At 68.6% G+C, this 14,076-nt stretch carries 13 protein-coding genes; 6 read left to right on the top strand and 7 right to left on the bottom strand.

Features of this window, described 5'->3' with window-relative positions; genetic code table 11:
- Positions 1-81 precede the first annotated feature (81 nt).
- On the top strand, positions 82-1,497 hold the full coding sequence (locus AVL48_RS26665) for an MFS transporter (RefSeq protein ID WP_061980210.1): 1,416 nt from the start codon (positions 82-84) through the stop codon (positions 1,495-1,497).
- Between the two features lie 9 nt (positions 1,498-1,506).
- Entirely contained in the window at positions 1,507-2,091 is a 585-nt protein-coding gene (locus tag AVL48_RS26660; RefSeq protein ID WP_061980211.1) for a PaaI family thioesterase, read from the top strand.
- 66 nt (positions 2,092-2,157) lie between these two features.
- Here AVL48_RS26660 and AVL48_RS26655 read toward each other — a convergent pair whose 3' ends face one another.
- The gene (locus AVL48_RS26655; protein ID WP_061980212.1) at positions 2,158-4,839 is read right to left on the bottom strand and encodes a tetratricopeptide repeat protein; all 2,682 of its coding nucleotides are present in this window, start codon (positions 4,837-4,839) and stop codon (positions 2,158-2,160) included.
- 136 nt (positions 4,840-4,975) lie between these two features.
- Here AVL48_RS26655 and AVL48_RS26650 point away from each other — a divergent pair, with 136 nt between their 5' ends.
- The 4 genes from AVL48_RS26650 to AVL48_RS40610 all read left to right on the top strand — a co-directional run bounded on the left by AVL48_RS26650 (position 4,976) and on the right by AVL48_RS40610 (position 8,338).
- The gene (locus AVL48_RS26650; RefSeq protein ID WP_244162514.1) at positions 4,976-5,728 is read left to right on the top strand and encodes an ESX secretion-associated protein EspG; all 753 of its coding nucleotides are present in this window, start codon (positions 4,976-4,978) and stop codon (positions 5,726-5,728) included.
- A 94-nt stretch (positions 5,729-5,822) separates the two neighbouring features.
- The gene (locus AVL48_RS26645; RefSeq protein ID WP_061980214.1) at positions 5,823-6,233 is read left to right on the top strand and encodes a hypothetical protein; all 411 of its coding nucleotides are present in this window, start codon (positions 5,823-5,825) and stop codon (positions 6,231-6,233) included.
- Between the two features lie 18 nt (positions 6,234-6,251).
- Positions 6,252-6,803: a DUF3558 family protein gene (locus tag AVL48_RS26640; RefSeq protein WP_074038217.1), complete on the top strand. Its 552-nt coding sequence runs from the start codon at positions 6,252-6,254 to the stop codon at positions 6,801-6,803.
- A gap of 20 nt (positions 6,804-6,823) precedes the next feature.
- Positions 6,824-8,338, top strand: a complete 1,515-nt coding sequence (locus AVL48_RS40610; protein ID WP_061980216.1) for a PPE domain-containing protein — start codon at positions 6,824-6,826, stop codon at positions 8,336-8,338.
- A gap of 42 nt (positions 8,339-8,380) precedes the next feature.
- On the opposite strand, the gene AVL48_RS26630 is transcribed toward AVL48_RS40610, so the two are convergent.
- From AVL48_RS26630 to AVL48_RS26610, 6 genes are all read right to left on the bottom strand, one after another.
- The gene (locus AVL48_RS26630; RefSeq protein ID WP_061980217.1) at positions 8,381-9,346 is read right to left on the bottom strand and encodes a glutamate ABC transporter substrate-binding protein; all 966 of its coding nucleotides are present in this window, start codon (positions 9,344-9,346) and stop codon (positions 8,381-8,383) included.
- Positions 9,346-10,731, bottom strand: a complete 1,386-nt coding sequence (locus AVL48_RS26625; RefSeq protein ID WP_061980218.1) for a hypothetical protein — start codon at positions 10,729-10,731, stop codon at positions 9,346-9,348. Before AVL48_RS26625 ends, AVL48_RS26630 begins: the two co-directional genes overlap by 1 nt.
- 105 nt (positions 10,732-10,836) lie before the next feature.
- A complete protein-coding gene (locus AVL48_RS26620) occupies positions 10,837-11,475 on the bottom strand; it encodes a response regulator (protein ID WP_061980219.1) in 639 nt (212 codons plus the stop codon).
- Positions 11,472-12,599, bottom strand: coding sequence for a sensor histidine kinase (locus tag AVL48_RS26615; RefSeq protein WP_061980220.1), 1,128 nt, complete (start codon positions 12,597-12,599; stop codon positions 11,472-11,474). The genes AVL48_RS26620 and AVL48_RS26615 overlap by 4 nt, the downstream gene beginning before the upstream one ends.
- A gap of 8 nt (positions 12,600-12,607) precedes the next feature.
- Positions 12,608-12,730, bottom strand: a complete 123-nt coding sequence (locus tag AVL48_RS40605; protein ID WP_279626641.1) for a hypothetical protein — start codon at positions 12,728-12,730, stop codon at positions 12,608-12,610.
- Between the two features lie 68 nt (positions 12,731-12,798).
- A complete protein-coding gene (locus tag AVL48_RS26610) occupies positions 12,799-14,058 on the bottom strand; it encodes a GAF domain-containing protein (RefSeq protein WP_061980221.1) in 1,260 nt (419 codons plus the stop codon).
- Positions 14,059-14,076 lie beyond the last annotated feature (18 nt).

The following is a 14,076-nucleotide window of genomic DNA, read 5'->3' as shown; positions in this document are numbered from 1 at the left end:
CCGCACGTTTGAACACCTACGGTCGAGGGAACCAACCGTCGACGATGGGTAAGTAAACGGGTGGGTCGGGAGGTCAAACCCATGGCCGAAGAGGCGCTGAGCGCGTCACATCAGGAAAAAGGGGAACCAGCGGAGGCCCCACCTGAGCAGATCAGAAAGGCCGTCGCCGGTGCGGCGATGGGTAACTGCATCGAGTGGTACGACTTCGGTGTCTTCGGCTTCATGCCCGCCATCCTCGGGCAGGTCTTCTTCAACGCTTCCAGCACTTCCGAAGGCGCGCTGGCGACCTTCGCGGTACTGGCGCTCACCTTCGTCGTGCGGCCTTTCGGCAGCTTCGTGTTCGGTCCGCTGGGGGACAAGATCGGGCGCCAGAAGGTGCTCGCGCTGACGATCATCCTGATGTCCGGATCGACGTTCATCATCGGTCTGCTGCCGTCCTACGCCACGATCGGACCCGCCGCGGCGGTACTCCTGATCCTGTTGCGCACCATCCAAGGCTTCTCGGCAGGCGGTGAATACGGCGGCGCGGCGACGTTCATCGCCGAGTACGCCCCCGCCCGGCGCCGGGGTTTCTGGGGCAGCTGGCTGGAGTTCGGCACCCTCGTCGGCTTCGCGATGGGCGCCGGCTTCGTCACGATCTTCACCGTGGTCCTCGGCGACGAGGCGATGCGCGAATGGGGCTGGCGCCTGCCGTTCCTGATCGCCGGTCCGCTCGGCATCATCGGTCTCTACCTGCGGAACAAGCTGGAGGATACCCCGCTGTTCCTGGAGATCGAGAAGAAGAACCAGGTCGAGAAGTCGCCGCTGAAGGCGCTGCTCAAGAAGCACTGGACCTCGATCCTGCACCTCATCGGCATCGTGGTGATGCTGAACGTGGCCGACTACATCGTGATCACCTACCTGGAGACCTATCTCAAGGACGTGGTCGGCTTCAGCGGGCACACCCCGTTGCTGATCATCCTGGCGACCATCGCGTTGATGCTGGTCTTGATCGTCCCGGTCGGCATGCTGTCCGATCGCATCGGGCGAAAACCCATCCTGATCGCGAGTTGCGCGAGCTTCCTGGTGCTGCCCATTCCGGCGTTCTCGCTGATGGGGGCGGCCGCGGACGACCGGAACCCCTGGCAGCTCATGCTCGGGCTGGTGATGATCGCCGTACCGCTGGTGCTGATTCTGGCCGTGCTGGCGGCGACGTTGCCGGCGATGTTCCCGACGCAGGAGCGCTACGGCGGTTTCTCCATCGGGTACAGCGTTTCCACCGCCGCGTTCGGTGGCACGGCGTCGTACGTCATCGGCACGTTGGTGAACAAGACCGGCGACAACCTGTGGCCCGCGTACTACCTGATGGGCGCCGCGGCGATCGCGGCCATCCCGATCCTGCTGCTGCCGGAGACGGCCGGGGTCTCCCTGCGCCGCATCGTGAGTTCGCGGATCGTGCGCCGCCGGAAACCGGAACCGGTCACTCCCGGCGAGGCCTCGGAGCTACCCGCGAGTTAACGTCTTTCCATGAGCCGTATCTCCCAGCCGTGGCCGCCGGTCGAAGTCGAACCGGCGACCGTCCACCCGAAAGCCCCGCAGCCGGGCAGCGACCTCGGCATTCACTTCGGTGAGTGTTTCGGGTGCGGGGACGAGATCGAGGCCGGGCTCCACCTGCAGTCCACGGTGGGCGAAGGGACGACGGTGTACTCGAAGTTCACCGTCACCTCCGCCCACCAGGGTGCGCCCGGTCTCGCCCATGGCGGTCTCCTCGCCTGCGCCTTCGACGAGGCGCTCGGCGCGACCGTCGGCAACCTGCTGCGTCGCCCCGCCGTCACCGGAAAGCTGGAGACGGACTTCCTGCGGCCGGTACCGGTCGGCTCGACGCTCTACATCGCGACGAAGCTGGACGGCATCGCGGGCCGCAAGATCTACGTCAGCGCCGACGGACGCCTCGACGCCGAAGACGGTCCTGTCGCGGTACGGGCGCGGGCGTTGTTCGTCCGGGTCGAGTTCGAGCACTTCAGCACCCACGGCGACCCCGAGGCGCTTCAGAAGCTCGCCGCCGCGCACGAAAAGGCCAAGCGCGAACGCGAGTGGGACATCAACCCCTGAGCGTTTCGTCCTCTGAACGCGGTAGTTCGTACGCCGAACCACCGCGTTCAGAGGACGAAACGCGGGTCAGGTGAGGGTCCTCGGCCGGATCGCGTTGGCCTTGTCGACGAGTTCCACGCGCTGGTCCACCGTGCCGGCCAGCCGTGCCAGCGTGCGGTAGCAGCGCTCGAGCCCGAACCGCAGGCCCCGCTCGTCCAGCTCGCAACCGAGCACCTTCGCGCCCGGCGTCGGCCGGTTCTGCGCACTGAGCCAGCCGTATGCCGCTTCGAGGACCTCCGCGGACAGCCGCGTGCGACGTTCGGCGTCGAGCTGCAGCCGCTCCAGCCGCGTCGATGCGTCGACGAGGTCGCGTTCGGACACCGGCACCGGATCCTTGCCGCCGCCGTTGTTCCTGGTCTTGATCTTGATCGCGGCCACCTGTGCGGCCACGTGATGCGTGGACGACGCCGGGACGGCCTCCAGCACCTCGATCGCGCTGGCACGGGCGCCTTGCGCGAGGTACACGCGAGCGAGCCCGAAGGCGGCGCTGACGTACGACCGGTCCGTTCGCCACACCAGCTCGTAGTAGCGCGCGGCGCCGAAGTAGTCCCCGACACCCTCCGCGCTGACGGCCAAAGCGAGCTTCGGCGCGATCTCGCCGGGCAGGTCGTCGTACACCGCTTCGAACGCGACATGCGCGACACGGGACCGGCCACCCGCGAGCTCGATCAGGCCGCGATACCAGTCGATCCGCCAGTCGTGCGGGAAACCGGCCTTGATGGCGAGATACTGCGCGGCCTGCAGCTGCCGCTGCGCTTCGACCAGCTCGCCGAGCTCGATCCGGGCGCGGACGATGCGCAATCGCACCTCGATCGACTCGCGCGGCGCGCCGGCCAGTGCCTCGATCGCGCCGCTCGGGTCGAGCGCGACCGTCGAGGCCAGCATGCCCGCCGCGGGGTCGTCCGTGTCGACCTGCGGGATCGGCAGGCCCGAGACGACCTCGCCGGGATCCGGCAGCGGCACGCTCCCGCCGTGCTCCGGGACGACCAGGTCGACGCCGAACGTGCGGGTCTCCGGACCGAAGACGGTCGAGGCGCCCGGACGCGGTTTTCCGGTGCCCAGCGCCATGATCTCGCGCAGCACGCCGGTCAGCTGGTCGGCCATCTCCTCGGCCGCGATGAACCGGCGATCCGGGTCGCTGTGCGTCGCGCGCTTCAGGAAGCGGTAGTACGAACCGAAGAGCGCGAACAGCGGGACGACGTCCGGCCCGGGCAGGGTCGTCTTGTACTTGCTGGTGTAGCCGGAGAATTCGAAGCTGAGGACGGCGAGTGTGCGGCCGACCGTATACAGGTCCGACGCCACCGAAGCGCCGTGTGTCGCCAGCTCGGGCGCGCTGTAGCCGGTGGTGAAGAACAGCGGGCTCTCGTAGTCGTCGATGCGGCGGACCGCGCCGAGGTCGATCAGCTTGAGCTGTTCGTGCGTCTGGATGACGTTGTCGGGCTTGAGGTCGCAGTACAGCAGGTTCTGGCTGTGCAGATAGCCTATGGCCGGCAGGATCTCGAGCCCGTAGGCGATCACCTGGCCGATCGGCAACGGCTCCGGGCGCTTCGTCTCGCGGTGGTGCGCGAGCGCGAGCTGGCGCAGCGACTGGCCGCCGACGTACTCCATGACGATGTAGCCGACGGAGTTGCCGGTGTCGCCGTCCGGATGCTGCACGAAGTTGTGGATCTTGACGATGTTCGGATGCTCGACCTCGGCGAGGAACCGCTGCTCGTTGGCCGCGGCCGCCATCGCGGTGGCGTCCCCGGTGTCGATCAGGCCCTTGAGCACCACCCAGCGGTCACTGACGTTGTGGTCCTGCGCGAGGTAGATCCAGCCGAGCCCGCCGTACGCGAGCGCGCCGAGCACCTCGTACTGGCCACCGACGATCTCGTTCGGCCGCAGCTTCGGGACGAAGGAGAACGGGTTCCCGCACTTCTCGCAGTTGCCTTCCGGCGCGCCGGGTTCGCCGTCCTTGCCGCGGCCGACCTTGGCGCCACAGCTGCCGCAGAAGCGTTTCTCCTCCGACACCATCGGGTTTTCGAGGACGGCGGACGCCGGGTCGCGGTACGGCACCTGCGGGACGTCGACGAGCCCGGCGCCCAGACGGCCACGACGCGAAGTACGCGAAGACGTCCGGCGCGCGGTGCCGGGGAACGAACCCGTTCCGGTGCCGGTCCCCCGGCTGCCCGACCCGGTACCCGTGCCGGTGCCGCTCCCGGTTCCCCGGCTTTCGCTGGAACGTTCGGGGAGCACGCTTTCCGTGCCCGGATCCGGCAGCGGTCCCGGTCCGCTGTCGACGCGCGGCGTCGGCGGCATGATGCTCTGCGTCTCGGGGGTGGGCGAGGAGAGCACGCTGGTCGGCTGCGGCGCGTCGGCGGGTGTCTGCCACTCGGGGCGGACGACCTGGGTCCGCGGGCTCACCGGGGCCATCTCACCCGGCGGACGCGTCGGGTCTTCGGCGCCGGGGATCGGCCGCTGCTGACCGCGCGGTGGAGTCTGCGGGCGCTGGACCGGCGCGTGATAAATCGTGCGCTCGGCGTCGCTTTCCGGCTTGGGCTCCGGCTTGCCCTGGGGCGGCTCGGAGAAATCGAGCCTGCCGGAAATGGACGGTTCAGGGGTTTCCCAGCGGACCGGCGCCGGCGGCGTCCACGAGGCTGCCTCCGCCTCCTTCTCCGGCTTGGCGTCATCCGGCGCTGCGTGCCGAGGACGGCGCGGCTCATCCGACACTGGTACCTCCCGAAATCCCCGCGACGAAGTCAGGCCCGATCCTAGTCGCGAGCAGGCAGGTCGTGCCCGCGCCGGGTCGAACCCGCTACGGTGCGGGAGAGAACCGATTCAGCAGGTGATGAGAGGGAGGGTCGGAGTGCCTGCGTCATTTTCGATGTCGATGACCCAGCTCGACGTCGTACTCGAGGAACTCGGACTCGGCAGATTCGTGCTGCCCTTCGAGATCCCGACCGTCGGCACCACCTACACCGAACGCGAGCGGCACTGCGAGGAAGTCTGGGCCGGGCTGGCCGACCGCGGCTTCGCGCGCGGCCGTGAACTCCTGCGGGACTACGAGGAGACCCTTCGGCTCTGGGCCACGGCCGACTTCGTCGTCACACTGGAGGCGCACGAGGTCGAGCAGGACGCCGAATACCTCTATCGGGGCGGCTGGGACCGCCGTTCGGGTGTCGTGAGCCAGCAACGAGGATTCGACATCCTCTTCGAGCCGGTCTACCCCGAACAGGTCGTCGCGACCCTCCTCGGCAACCTGCCGTCACTGCAGCCGTTCCCCGGACGAGTGACGACATCCAGCACTCTTCCCCCGTCGAAGCGACCGGACGACCCGTTCGACGAGGACCCGGACAACCTCCGCCTGGGCGCGGCGAGCCGGTTCTTCGAATACCCGCTCGCGAGGCTCGGCACCATCAGCGTCACCCTGCGCGACGACCGGGGCAAACCACAGCAGAAGAGCGTCCAGTGGTTCGACAGCGTCCAAGGCCGCTTCATGCTCACCACGGACCGCTTCCCCGACGGCGAAGTCCGCCGCACGTTCACCCCGACGAGCGGCTCCCACCTGGCACGATGGATCCACGACCTGGTCGAAGCCGCCCGCGTCGGCAGCGCGTGATCCTCGCCCGAAGGGGCTCTGTCGACCTACCTCCGCTGATATCGTGATCTGACGAACGCGACGAGTAACCGGCACTTGGTACAGGGGAGAGACCATGGCAGACGGCACCGGTGGACCACCGGGTGACTTTTCGCAGATGCTGGGCGATTTCTCGGCGCAGGCCGACGCGATGGTGACGGCCGCGAAGGAGGGGAAGTTCGCGGTCAGCGAAGAGGCCGGGGAGGCGTTGAAGAGGGCAATCACCGAGTACGTCGATGATTGGCGTAAAAACCAGCGGGCCTTCCAACGTCTTTCCGAAAAACCGATGCTCGGAACCGGCCCTTTTGCGCAGCAGGTCGGACACCACGCAGCCTTGGTCGCCGATGGCGACGAGCTATCGGCCAAAACTCAACTGGACACGCTTCAAGACGTGCTCAACCGAGCCATGGACGCGATCGACCTGGCCAAGTCGAAATACAAGCAACAGGACACAGGCGCCACCGACCATCTGAATTCTCTGAAATAGGACTGACAAGAAATCGATATGCTGATCAAATCAAAGTTATTGAAGCTTGCCAGCCTGCCGGTCGTGCTAGCACTCACAGTGTCCGGTTGCTCTCGGGAGGAGCCCGGGAACGCCACCCCCATACCGTCGCCATCGAAATCAGCCTCACAATCGCAAAGCGCTGGACCGAAAGATGTATTCGGTGATATGCGGGCTTGCGACCTGCTTGAGCCGACCACCACTCCGAAAGGCTTCGACCTCCCGGAGGTCGAGACCTACGAGAGCGACAACGGCTGCGCGGCCGAAAAGAGTGGATACGCCTCCGTAAGTATTTACCTCGTCTCCAAAGCCGGGATCGATCAGTTGTCACCCGGGCAAGGAACGAAGGTTCCGACGAAAGTCGGCGATCGCGAAGCGGTGGAAATCCCGGGCGACTCCGGCACACAAGCCTGTACGGTGGCGATCGCAGTCACACCGACGTCTCGCATGACAGCGTCGACCTCCTTGAACAGAGGAACCAACGAGGAAGCCTGCGCGCTGTCCAGGGAAATCGCGGAAGCCGCTGAACCGAAGCTGCCAAGAGGAAACTGACTACGGAACGGGGAGGGACCATGGTCAACGTCGGGCAAGACGACTTCAACAGCACGTTCTCGGTGTCGGGTAAGGCGAACCGCGATTACGAGGCCAAGCGTTACTCCGAGACCTACGACGAGACCAATGCCGGCCCCGGCGGGAACCCTCTGACCGCGAAGCTGACGGCCGAGGCGAGGGCGGGACAGTACTCCGCTGATCAGGCGGCGGCGCTTACGCAAGGCCAGCAGTTCCGTACCGGCCTCACCCCGTCGGACCAACGCTACGAAGCCGTCCCGCACGGCGACTTGAAGAACATGGTCACGCAGGACCTCGACCCCCGCGACATCGACGAAAAAGGGGAACTCTGGAACAACCAGGGCAACTCCTTGAACACCTTCAGCAACGCTGTCCGCGCCGCGATCAGCAAAGAGGGCGAGCACTGGCAGGGAGACGGTGCGCGAGCCGTCACCGGTTTCTTCTCCAACATCAGCAAGTGGGCCGACAACGCGGGCGACGGCGCCTACCTCGCGTCCAACCGCTTCTCCCAGTCAGCGGCCGCGGCGACCACCGCGAAGAACTCCATGCCCGAAGAGGTCCCGTTCGATCGCAACGCCGAGTACAAGAACGCGATGCAGCAGTTAGCGTCGGGGAATTTCGCGGGCGCGGTGGAGACGGTCGGCAACATCTCGGCCAAGCAGGAGCAGTCGTTCCAGGCGCACCAGCAGGCCGCGCAGGTGATGCACACCTACGACCGGTCTCTCTTCGACGTCAATTCCCAGCAGCCCACCTTCTCCCCGCCGCCGGAAATGGGTGATTCGACCTCCGCGTCCGGGTTTTCGGGCGGGGATGTCAAGGGGTTCAGCGGTGGGCCGGGCAGCGGGCCCGGGACCGGGCCGGGGATGCCTGGGCCGGGCAACCCTGGTGGGCCTGGGCCGACCTCGGGGCCTGGGCCGGGGATCACCACGGGCGGCGGCCACCTGGGGGTGTCCGGGCCGAATCAGCCGCTCAGCGGGCCGCCTGGGTCTTTTCGCCCCGGTCCGACGCCGGGGCTGGCGGCCCTCAACGGCCCCGGGCCCTCCGGTCTCGGACGGCTGGGCAGCGAGCAGTATCGCGGCAAGCCAGGCCGGACGACGAGTGGGCCGGGCGGCAGCGCGGCGAGCCGGTTGACCGGTGGCGGGGGCGGCAAGAGCGGGGGCGGCAAGAGCGGCGGCGGGTTCGGGCGTAACGGCGGGGCCGGCAACGTCGCCGAGCGGCTCGCGGGCGGCAAGGTTTCGGCCGGTGAGGCCGAAAAGCTGGCCGGCAAGGGCGGCGGGTCCGGGTCGGGCAAGTTGCCAGAGGAGCGCATCACCCGGGGTGGCGCGGCCGCCGCGGGCAAGAGCGGCGGTCCGGGCGCGATGGGCGCCGGCGGTCCTGGTGGCAAGGGGCAGAAGGAAGAGGACAAGGAAAAGAAGGCCCCGAACTACCTCCAGGAAGAGGATGCCGACGTCTTGTTCGGCGGCTACGACGGCGAAATGAAGCCGGTGCCGCCGGTGATCGGCGAGAAATCTCCCTAGTACGAAACGGGCCGTTCGGGATCGCTCCCGAACGGCCCGTGTTCACTTGTACTGGGGCGCCGGCGGCGTCCCGCCTTCGAGTTTGTTCCCGATCCACTTCGCGTAGCTCGCCTGCCAAGCGCCACCACGCACGTTCTCCAGCACGGCGTTCACGTACCGCACCATGTCCTCGTTCTCCTTGGGGATACCGATTCCGTAGTTCTCCTCGGTGAACCGGTCCCCGACGATCTTCAGTGTCGGATCCTGGGCGAGCATCCCGGCGAGGATGACGTCGTCCGTCGACACGGCCTCGACCTGCTTCTGCTGCAGCATCACCAGGCAGTCCGACCAGTTGTCCACCGAGACCGGTACCGGCTTCGAGGGGTCCGACGCGATCTTCGTCAGCGAAGTCGACGTCTTGGTCGCGCAGACCCGCCGCCCGGCGAGATCCGAAAGCTGGGCGACCTTCGACGCCGCGTCGACCAGGATCCGTTGCCCCGCCTGGTAGTACGCCGTCGAGAAGTTGACCCTCTTCAGCCGGCTGCAGGTGATGCTGTAGGTCCGCACCACGATGTCGACCTGTTTCTTCTCAAGCACTTCTTCGCGCAGCTTCGACGGAATCGCGCGGAACTGCACGCGCCCTTCCGCGCTGCCGAAGAGGGCCTTCGCGATTTCGTTGACCATGTCGATGTCGAAGCCTTCGAGCTGGCCCGACGTCGGATTCCGGAAACCGAACAGGAACGTCGTCTGGTCGACGCCCGCGATCAGTTTGCCGTTCTCCTTGATCTTCGCCATCGTCGAGCCGCTGCTGATCTGCAGGCCGCTGGTCGGCCGCAGACTCGCCAGCGGGTTGCAGCTCATGTCGGCCGTGCCGCCGCCACCGGCGTTGTCCGCCCCGCCGACGTTCGCGGGCAGCGGCGGGGCGACTTCGCCGACGGGGGCCGGATCGACCGGTGCCCCCGCGCTGCCGCAAGCCGTCGCCAGCAGCAGGACCGCGCCGAGCACGGCCGTTCGCAGACCGTTGCGCATCACCGGTACTCCCTCAGCCGTTCACGGATTCCCAACGCGGATCCCGCCGCCGCGATCAGCGCCAGTACCGCGATCCCCGGCGCGAGCAGGGTCAGCGCGCGTTCGGCGCCGCGGGTGTCGTCAAGGAACTCCTGTCGTCCCACGTTGATCGCGGCGACCAGGCTCTCGTCGAGCCGCAGGAACGCCCCGGCCGCGCCGTCCTTCTTGTCGTCGCGGATGGCCGTGCCGACGGCGTCCTGGTAGAAGCCGTCGTCGTCCTGGCGCCGCACCTCGGCATGCGCCTTGAACCACGCCGAGGCCGCTTGGATCGCCGCGTCCACCTTCTCGGCGGCCGCGCCACCCGCCGCGAGGCCGCGGGCTTCACCCAGTAGGCCGCCCTGTCCGTCGGCCCCGCCGAGTCGCGCGGCGAGGTCGCGGAAGTCCTTTTCGTACGCCGCGCCGTCGCCGCGGGCGACGAGGGTCAGCGTCTCGTCGGCTCGTGCCTGCAATGCCGCGATGCGCGCGCGGACGAGGACGTCCACCTGGTGCGAGCCGTCTTCCTCGCCGCCGCCGACGAGGCTGCTCTGCACGATCAGCGCCACCGCGCCCCACAGCAGGGCGACCACCACCGACACGGTCGCCACGACGAGCCCGATGTTCAGCAGCCGGTTGGTCTTCCGCGTCAGATGCACCTGGGTGAAGATCAGCGCGGCGAGTAGCGCGAGCACGAAAGCCGTTGCCAGCCAGGGGAATCCGGTCGCGTCGTCCTGTTCGGCGGCGAGCCGGTCGGTGTCGATGCGGTAGAGATCCTGTGCGGCGGGAAGGATTTTCGCCCGCATCAGCTCGGAAGCCTCACGCAGATAAGAGGCGCCGACGGGATAACCCTGCCGGTTGTAGGTGCGCGCCGTTTCGATCAGTCCGGTGTAGACAGGAAGTTCACGGCCGAGGATGTTGATCTTCTCGGCCGCCTCGTCGACGCCGGAAGAGTCCGACGCCGCCTTCGCCAGCGCGGCACCGGCTTCGGCGATGTCGCGTTCGTAGCGCTGGCGCATCGGGAGCGGTTCGGTGCCGATCGAGAGGAACGAACTCGCCGCTGTCGCGTCGGCGTCCGAAAGCGCGCGGTAGACCTGCTGCGCGGCGGCGGCCAGCGGTTCGCGGTGGTCGATCAGGCCGTTGATCGTGTCCTTCTTTTCCTGCGCGGCAAGCGTGCCGAACAGTCCCGCGACCAGCGACAGCAGGACGAGTCCGATCGCGATCACCGACAGCCTGCCCGGCGTGGTCGCCGCGGACCGGATGATCGCGCGGATCCCGTTCCCCGGCAGTTCGAGCAGCCCGGCGATCCCGCCGCGGCCCTCCGGCGCAGGGGGCGGCGCGGGGCTCCCCGGCCGGGTCACAGTGCTCGTCATCGCCGATCCTCCCCATTGGCTCTACCCGCAAGAAGGTATCCGAGTCGGGATCTGCGCAGCCAGTGACACCGGCGTGTGTCATCGGCACGTGATCTGCCGACGACGTCAGAGCCCCTTTTCCAAGCCGTAGCGCACGGCCTCCGCACGATTGCGCACACCGATCTTGGCGAAGACGTGGTTGATGTGGCTTTTCACCGTGGCCTCGCCGATGTACAGCTCGGCGGCGATTTCCGGATTGGACAGCCCCCGCGCGATGAGGCCGAGTACTTCGCCTTCGCGGGCGGTGAGGCCGTCCGGGAGCTCGGTCCTGGCCCGGGTGACCGTTTTCGCTTCGAGCGCGGCGACGAGCCTGTCGGAGACCTCGGCGGCGAAGATCGCCTGTCCGTTGGCGACGGCGCGGATGGCGGCCCCGATCTCGGCGCGGCCGGCGTCCTTGGTCAGGTAGCCGCGTGCTCCGGCGCGGAGCGCGTCGGCGATCGAAGCGTCGTCCGCGTACGTCGTCAGGACGACGACCGCGACGTCCGGGTGATCCCGTTTGAGCAGTCCGGTCGTGGCCACCCCGTCGAGGACGGGCATGCGCAGGTCCATCAGCACGACGTCGGCCGCGGTGCCGCGAAGCAGGTCGAGCGCCTGCCGTCCGTCACCGGCGGAGCCGACGACCTCGACCCCGTCGATCAGTCCGAGCAACGCGACGAGCCCTTCGCGCATGACCTGCTGGTCATCGACGACGACCACCCGGATCACGCCCCCACCACCGCCTCCACCGTCCAGTGCCCGTCCTCCGGTGCCGCGGACAGCGTGCCACCGGCGAGCGCGAGCCGCTCCCGCATCCCGGTCAGACCGAATCCGCCCGCGTCCTCCGATCGGGCGGTATCGCCGAGTTCGTTGCGCACCCGCAGGCGGACTTCCGCCGGGGTGAAGGACAGCCGGAGCGACACCGGACGGCCGGGAGCGTGCTTGGCGGCGTTGGTCAACGCCTCCCGCGCGACGCCGACCAGCGAGACCACCGCGGCGGACGGCAGCGGGCGCTGCTCCTCCGAAACCTCGAAGGTCACCCCGCCGTGGTGCGCTTCCACCAGCGACCGCAAGGCTTCGGCGAGCGACGGGACGTCGCTGCGCAGAGCCGCGACGGCGCCCCGCGCCTCGGCCAGTCCATCGGCGGCCAGGCGCCGGGACAGCCGTACCCTGCCGAGCGCACCGTCCACATCGGACTTCTCGGCCAGCAGCGCCTCGGCGACCTCCAGGTGAATCCCCAACGCTCCCAGCGAATGCGCGAGGACGTCGTGGATCTCCCTGGCGATCCGCGTGCGTTCGTCGAGCGCGGCGGCCCGCGCGTGTTCGCTTTGGGCCAGTTTGGTCTGCTCCAGCAAGGCCGCGGCCTGGACCGCCTGCACCTCGTACTGCCGCCGGTTCAGCCCGAGCAGCATCAGCACGAGCAGGACGCCGACGTTGCCGAACACCACCACCAGCGGGGAGCCCACGAGCAGGCCGGGAATCACCGCGAGGCCCAGGTCGAGGCTTACCACCCCCACGATGGCGGCCACCGAAGGGCCGGTCAGGGTGGCGAACCGGCTGACCGTGACCACGGCGAGCACGATGGCGGACGAATCCTCGGCCCAGCCGAGCGCGAGCGACGGCGGGACGGTCGCCACCGCGAGCAGCGCCGTCGCCACTCTGGGCAGACGCGGGGAAGCCGCCACGAAACCCAGCCAGCAGACGCCGCAAACGCCGTAGGCCATCCAGATCCACGCCCTGGATTCGCTCGCGGTCAGCAGCACCACCACGACCGCGGCCGTGCCGAGCAACTGGACGACCAGCCAGCTCGGCGCGATCGTGTCCGGCAGCAGTGGCCTTTCCCGCTTCCCCATCTCCCCCCTCAGCGATCACTCAGCCGGGTGATCAGCTCCACCAGGAGCAACCGATAGGCCAAAAATCCGAGAAGGACGACGATACCGATCGCGACCAGACCCAGCAGGGCCTTTCCGTTCATGTTTCCCATGGACCGAACGTTAGGAACGCCGAGGGGTGGAACGGGACCATCGCCGGGTTGAGCCGGGGGTGGAGTTCTCAGGCGCGGACGGCGGGTGCGACGGAGTGCGGGAGGACCTCGCCGTCGGACGGCCGCTCGACGACGACCTCGACGTCGTCGGCGAACCGGTACGGCCTGCCCAAGAGGATCCCGCCGAAGTGCCGTCGCATCCTGGACATCTCCGCGCGGACGGTCACGGTGCGGCCCGCGTCGCCGAAGAGGTCGAGCGACAACTCCGAAGCCGACCTCCCCTGACGATGGCGCGCGAGGATGTACAGCATCTCCGCGTGGCGCGGGCTCAGCCGGTGCGACCAGGCTCCCGCCGCGCCCGAGACGCGCAGCGTGCTTTCCCTGGCCGACTTCAGATCGAGTACGACGCGGGTCGGCGGCGCGTCCTCCTCTTCGGTGAGCCGGACGAGCCAGCCGCCGGGCAGCGGCTCCATCAGGCAGTTCCCGTAGGCGGGCAGCCAGGCCCGGCCGGCGGTGACGTCGTTCGGCAGGGCGATCCGGCCGACCGGGACGAGACCCGCCGACGCCGCGATCCAGCCGTGCGGGTCGGTGATCACCGCCCGGCCCTTCACCTTGGCCAGCAGGGGCGACGCGAGCCCGCGCAGGCGTTCCAGTTCGGAAAGGTGTGTGGTGCGCAGATGTGCTTCGGCGAGTTTCGCGACCGCGTCGACCAGGGCCAGCGTCGTCGGGTGCACGGTCGAGGCCGGGCCGGAGAGGTCGACGGCGCCGAGCAGCTTGCCGTCCCTCGGATCGTGCAGCGGCGCGGCGGCGCAGGTCCAGTCGTGCTGGTTACGGACGTAGTGCTCGGCGGAGTAGACCTGGACCGGATGCCTGGCGACCAGCGCGGTTCCGATGGCGTTGGTGCCGGCGACGTTCTCGTGCCAGTCGACGCCCTCGAAGAAGCCGAGCCCGTCGGCGCGGCGGCGGACCGCGGTACTGCCGTCGCGCCAGAGGACGCGGCCGTCGGCGTCGACGACCACCAGGATGTGCGCGGCCTGCTCGGCGAGGCTGATCAAGCCGCCGCGCAGGGCGGGCAGGACGGCGGCGAGGCCGCTCTCGCGGCGACGAGCCTCCAGCTCCTCCGGGACGAGCGCGGGAACGGGCGCGCCGCGATCCGGGTCCAGACCGAGACGGCGCATGCGCTGCCAGGACGCGCCGATGACCGCGCGCGGGTGGCTCGGGAGCGCGTCGCCGGAGAGGGCGGCTTCGTGCACTTTGGCGAGGACACGGGCGTGCCGCCGCGGATCCGCGCCGACCGGCAACGCCGCTTCCAGCTGCACCTGGTCCACTCCCTTGGTCCGTTTCGC

It is taken from the genome of Amycolatopsis regifaucium (genome assembly GCF_001613935.1).
Classification (GTDB): Bacteria; Actinomycetota; Actinomycetes; order Mycobacteriales; family Pseudonocardiaceae; genus Amycolatopsis; species Amycolatopsis regifaucium.
This window is presented reverse-complemented; position numbering and strand designations above follow the sequence as displayed.

Coding starts and splice junctions, on each gene's coding strand:
- AVL48_RS26665 (WP_061980210.1), top strand. CDS start 82: ATGGCCGAAGAGGCGCTGAGCGCGTCACATCAGGAAAAAGGGGAACCA.
- AVL48_RS26660 (WP_061980211.1), top strand. CDS start 1,507: ATGAGCCGTATCTCCCAGCCGTGGCCGCCGGTCGAAGTCGAACCGGCG.
- AVL48_RS26645 (WP_061980214.1), top strand. CDS start 5,823: ATGGCAGACGGCACCGGTGGACCACCGGGTGACTTTTCGCAGATGCTG.
- AVL48_RS26640 (WP_074038217.1), top strand. CDS start 6,252: ATGCTGATCAAATCAAAGTTATTGAAGCTTGCCAGCCTGCCGGTCGTG.
- AVL48_RS40610 (WP_061980216.1), top strand. CDS start 6,824: ATGGTCAACGTCGGGCAAGACGACTTCAACAGCACGTTCTCGGTGTCG.
- AVL48_RS26630 (WP_061980217.1), bottom strand. CDS start 9,346: ATGCGCAACGGTCTGCGAACGGCCGTGCTCGGCGCGGTCCTGCTGCTG.
- AVL48_RS26625 (WP_061980218.1), bottom strand. CDS start 10,731: ATGACGAGCACTGTGACCCGGCCGGGGAGCCCCGCGCCGCCCCCTGCG.
- AVL48_RS26615 (WP_061980220.1), bottom strand. CDS start 12,599: ATGGGGAAGCGGGAAAGGCCACTGCTGCCGGACACGATCGCGCCGAGC.
- AVL48_RS40605 (WP_279626641.1), bottom strand. CDS start 12,730: ATGGGAAACATGAACGGAAAGGCCCTGCTGGGTCTGGTCGCGATCGGT.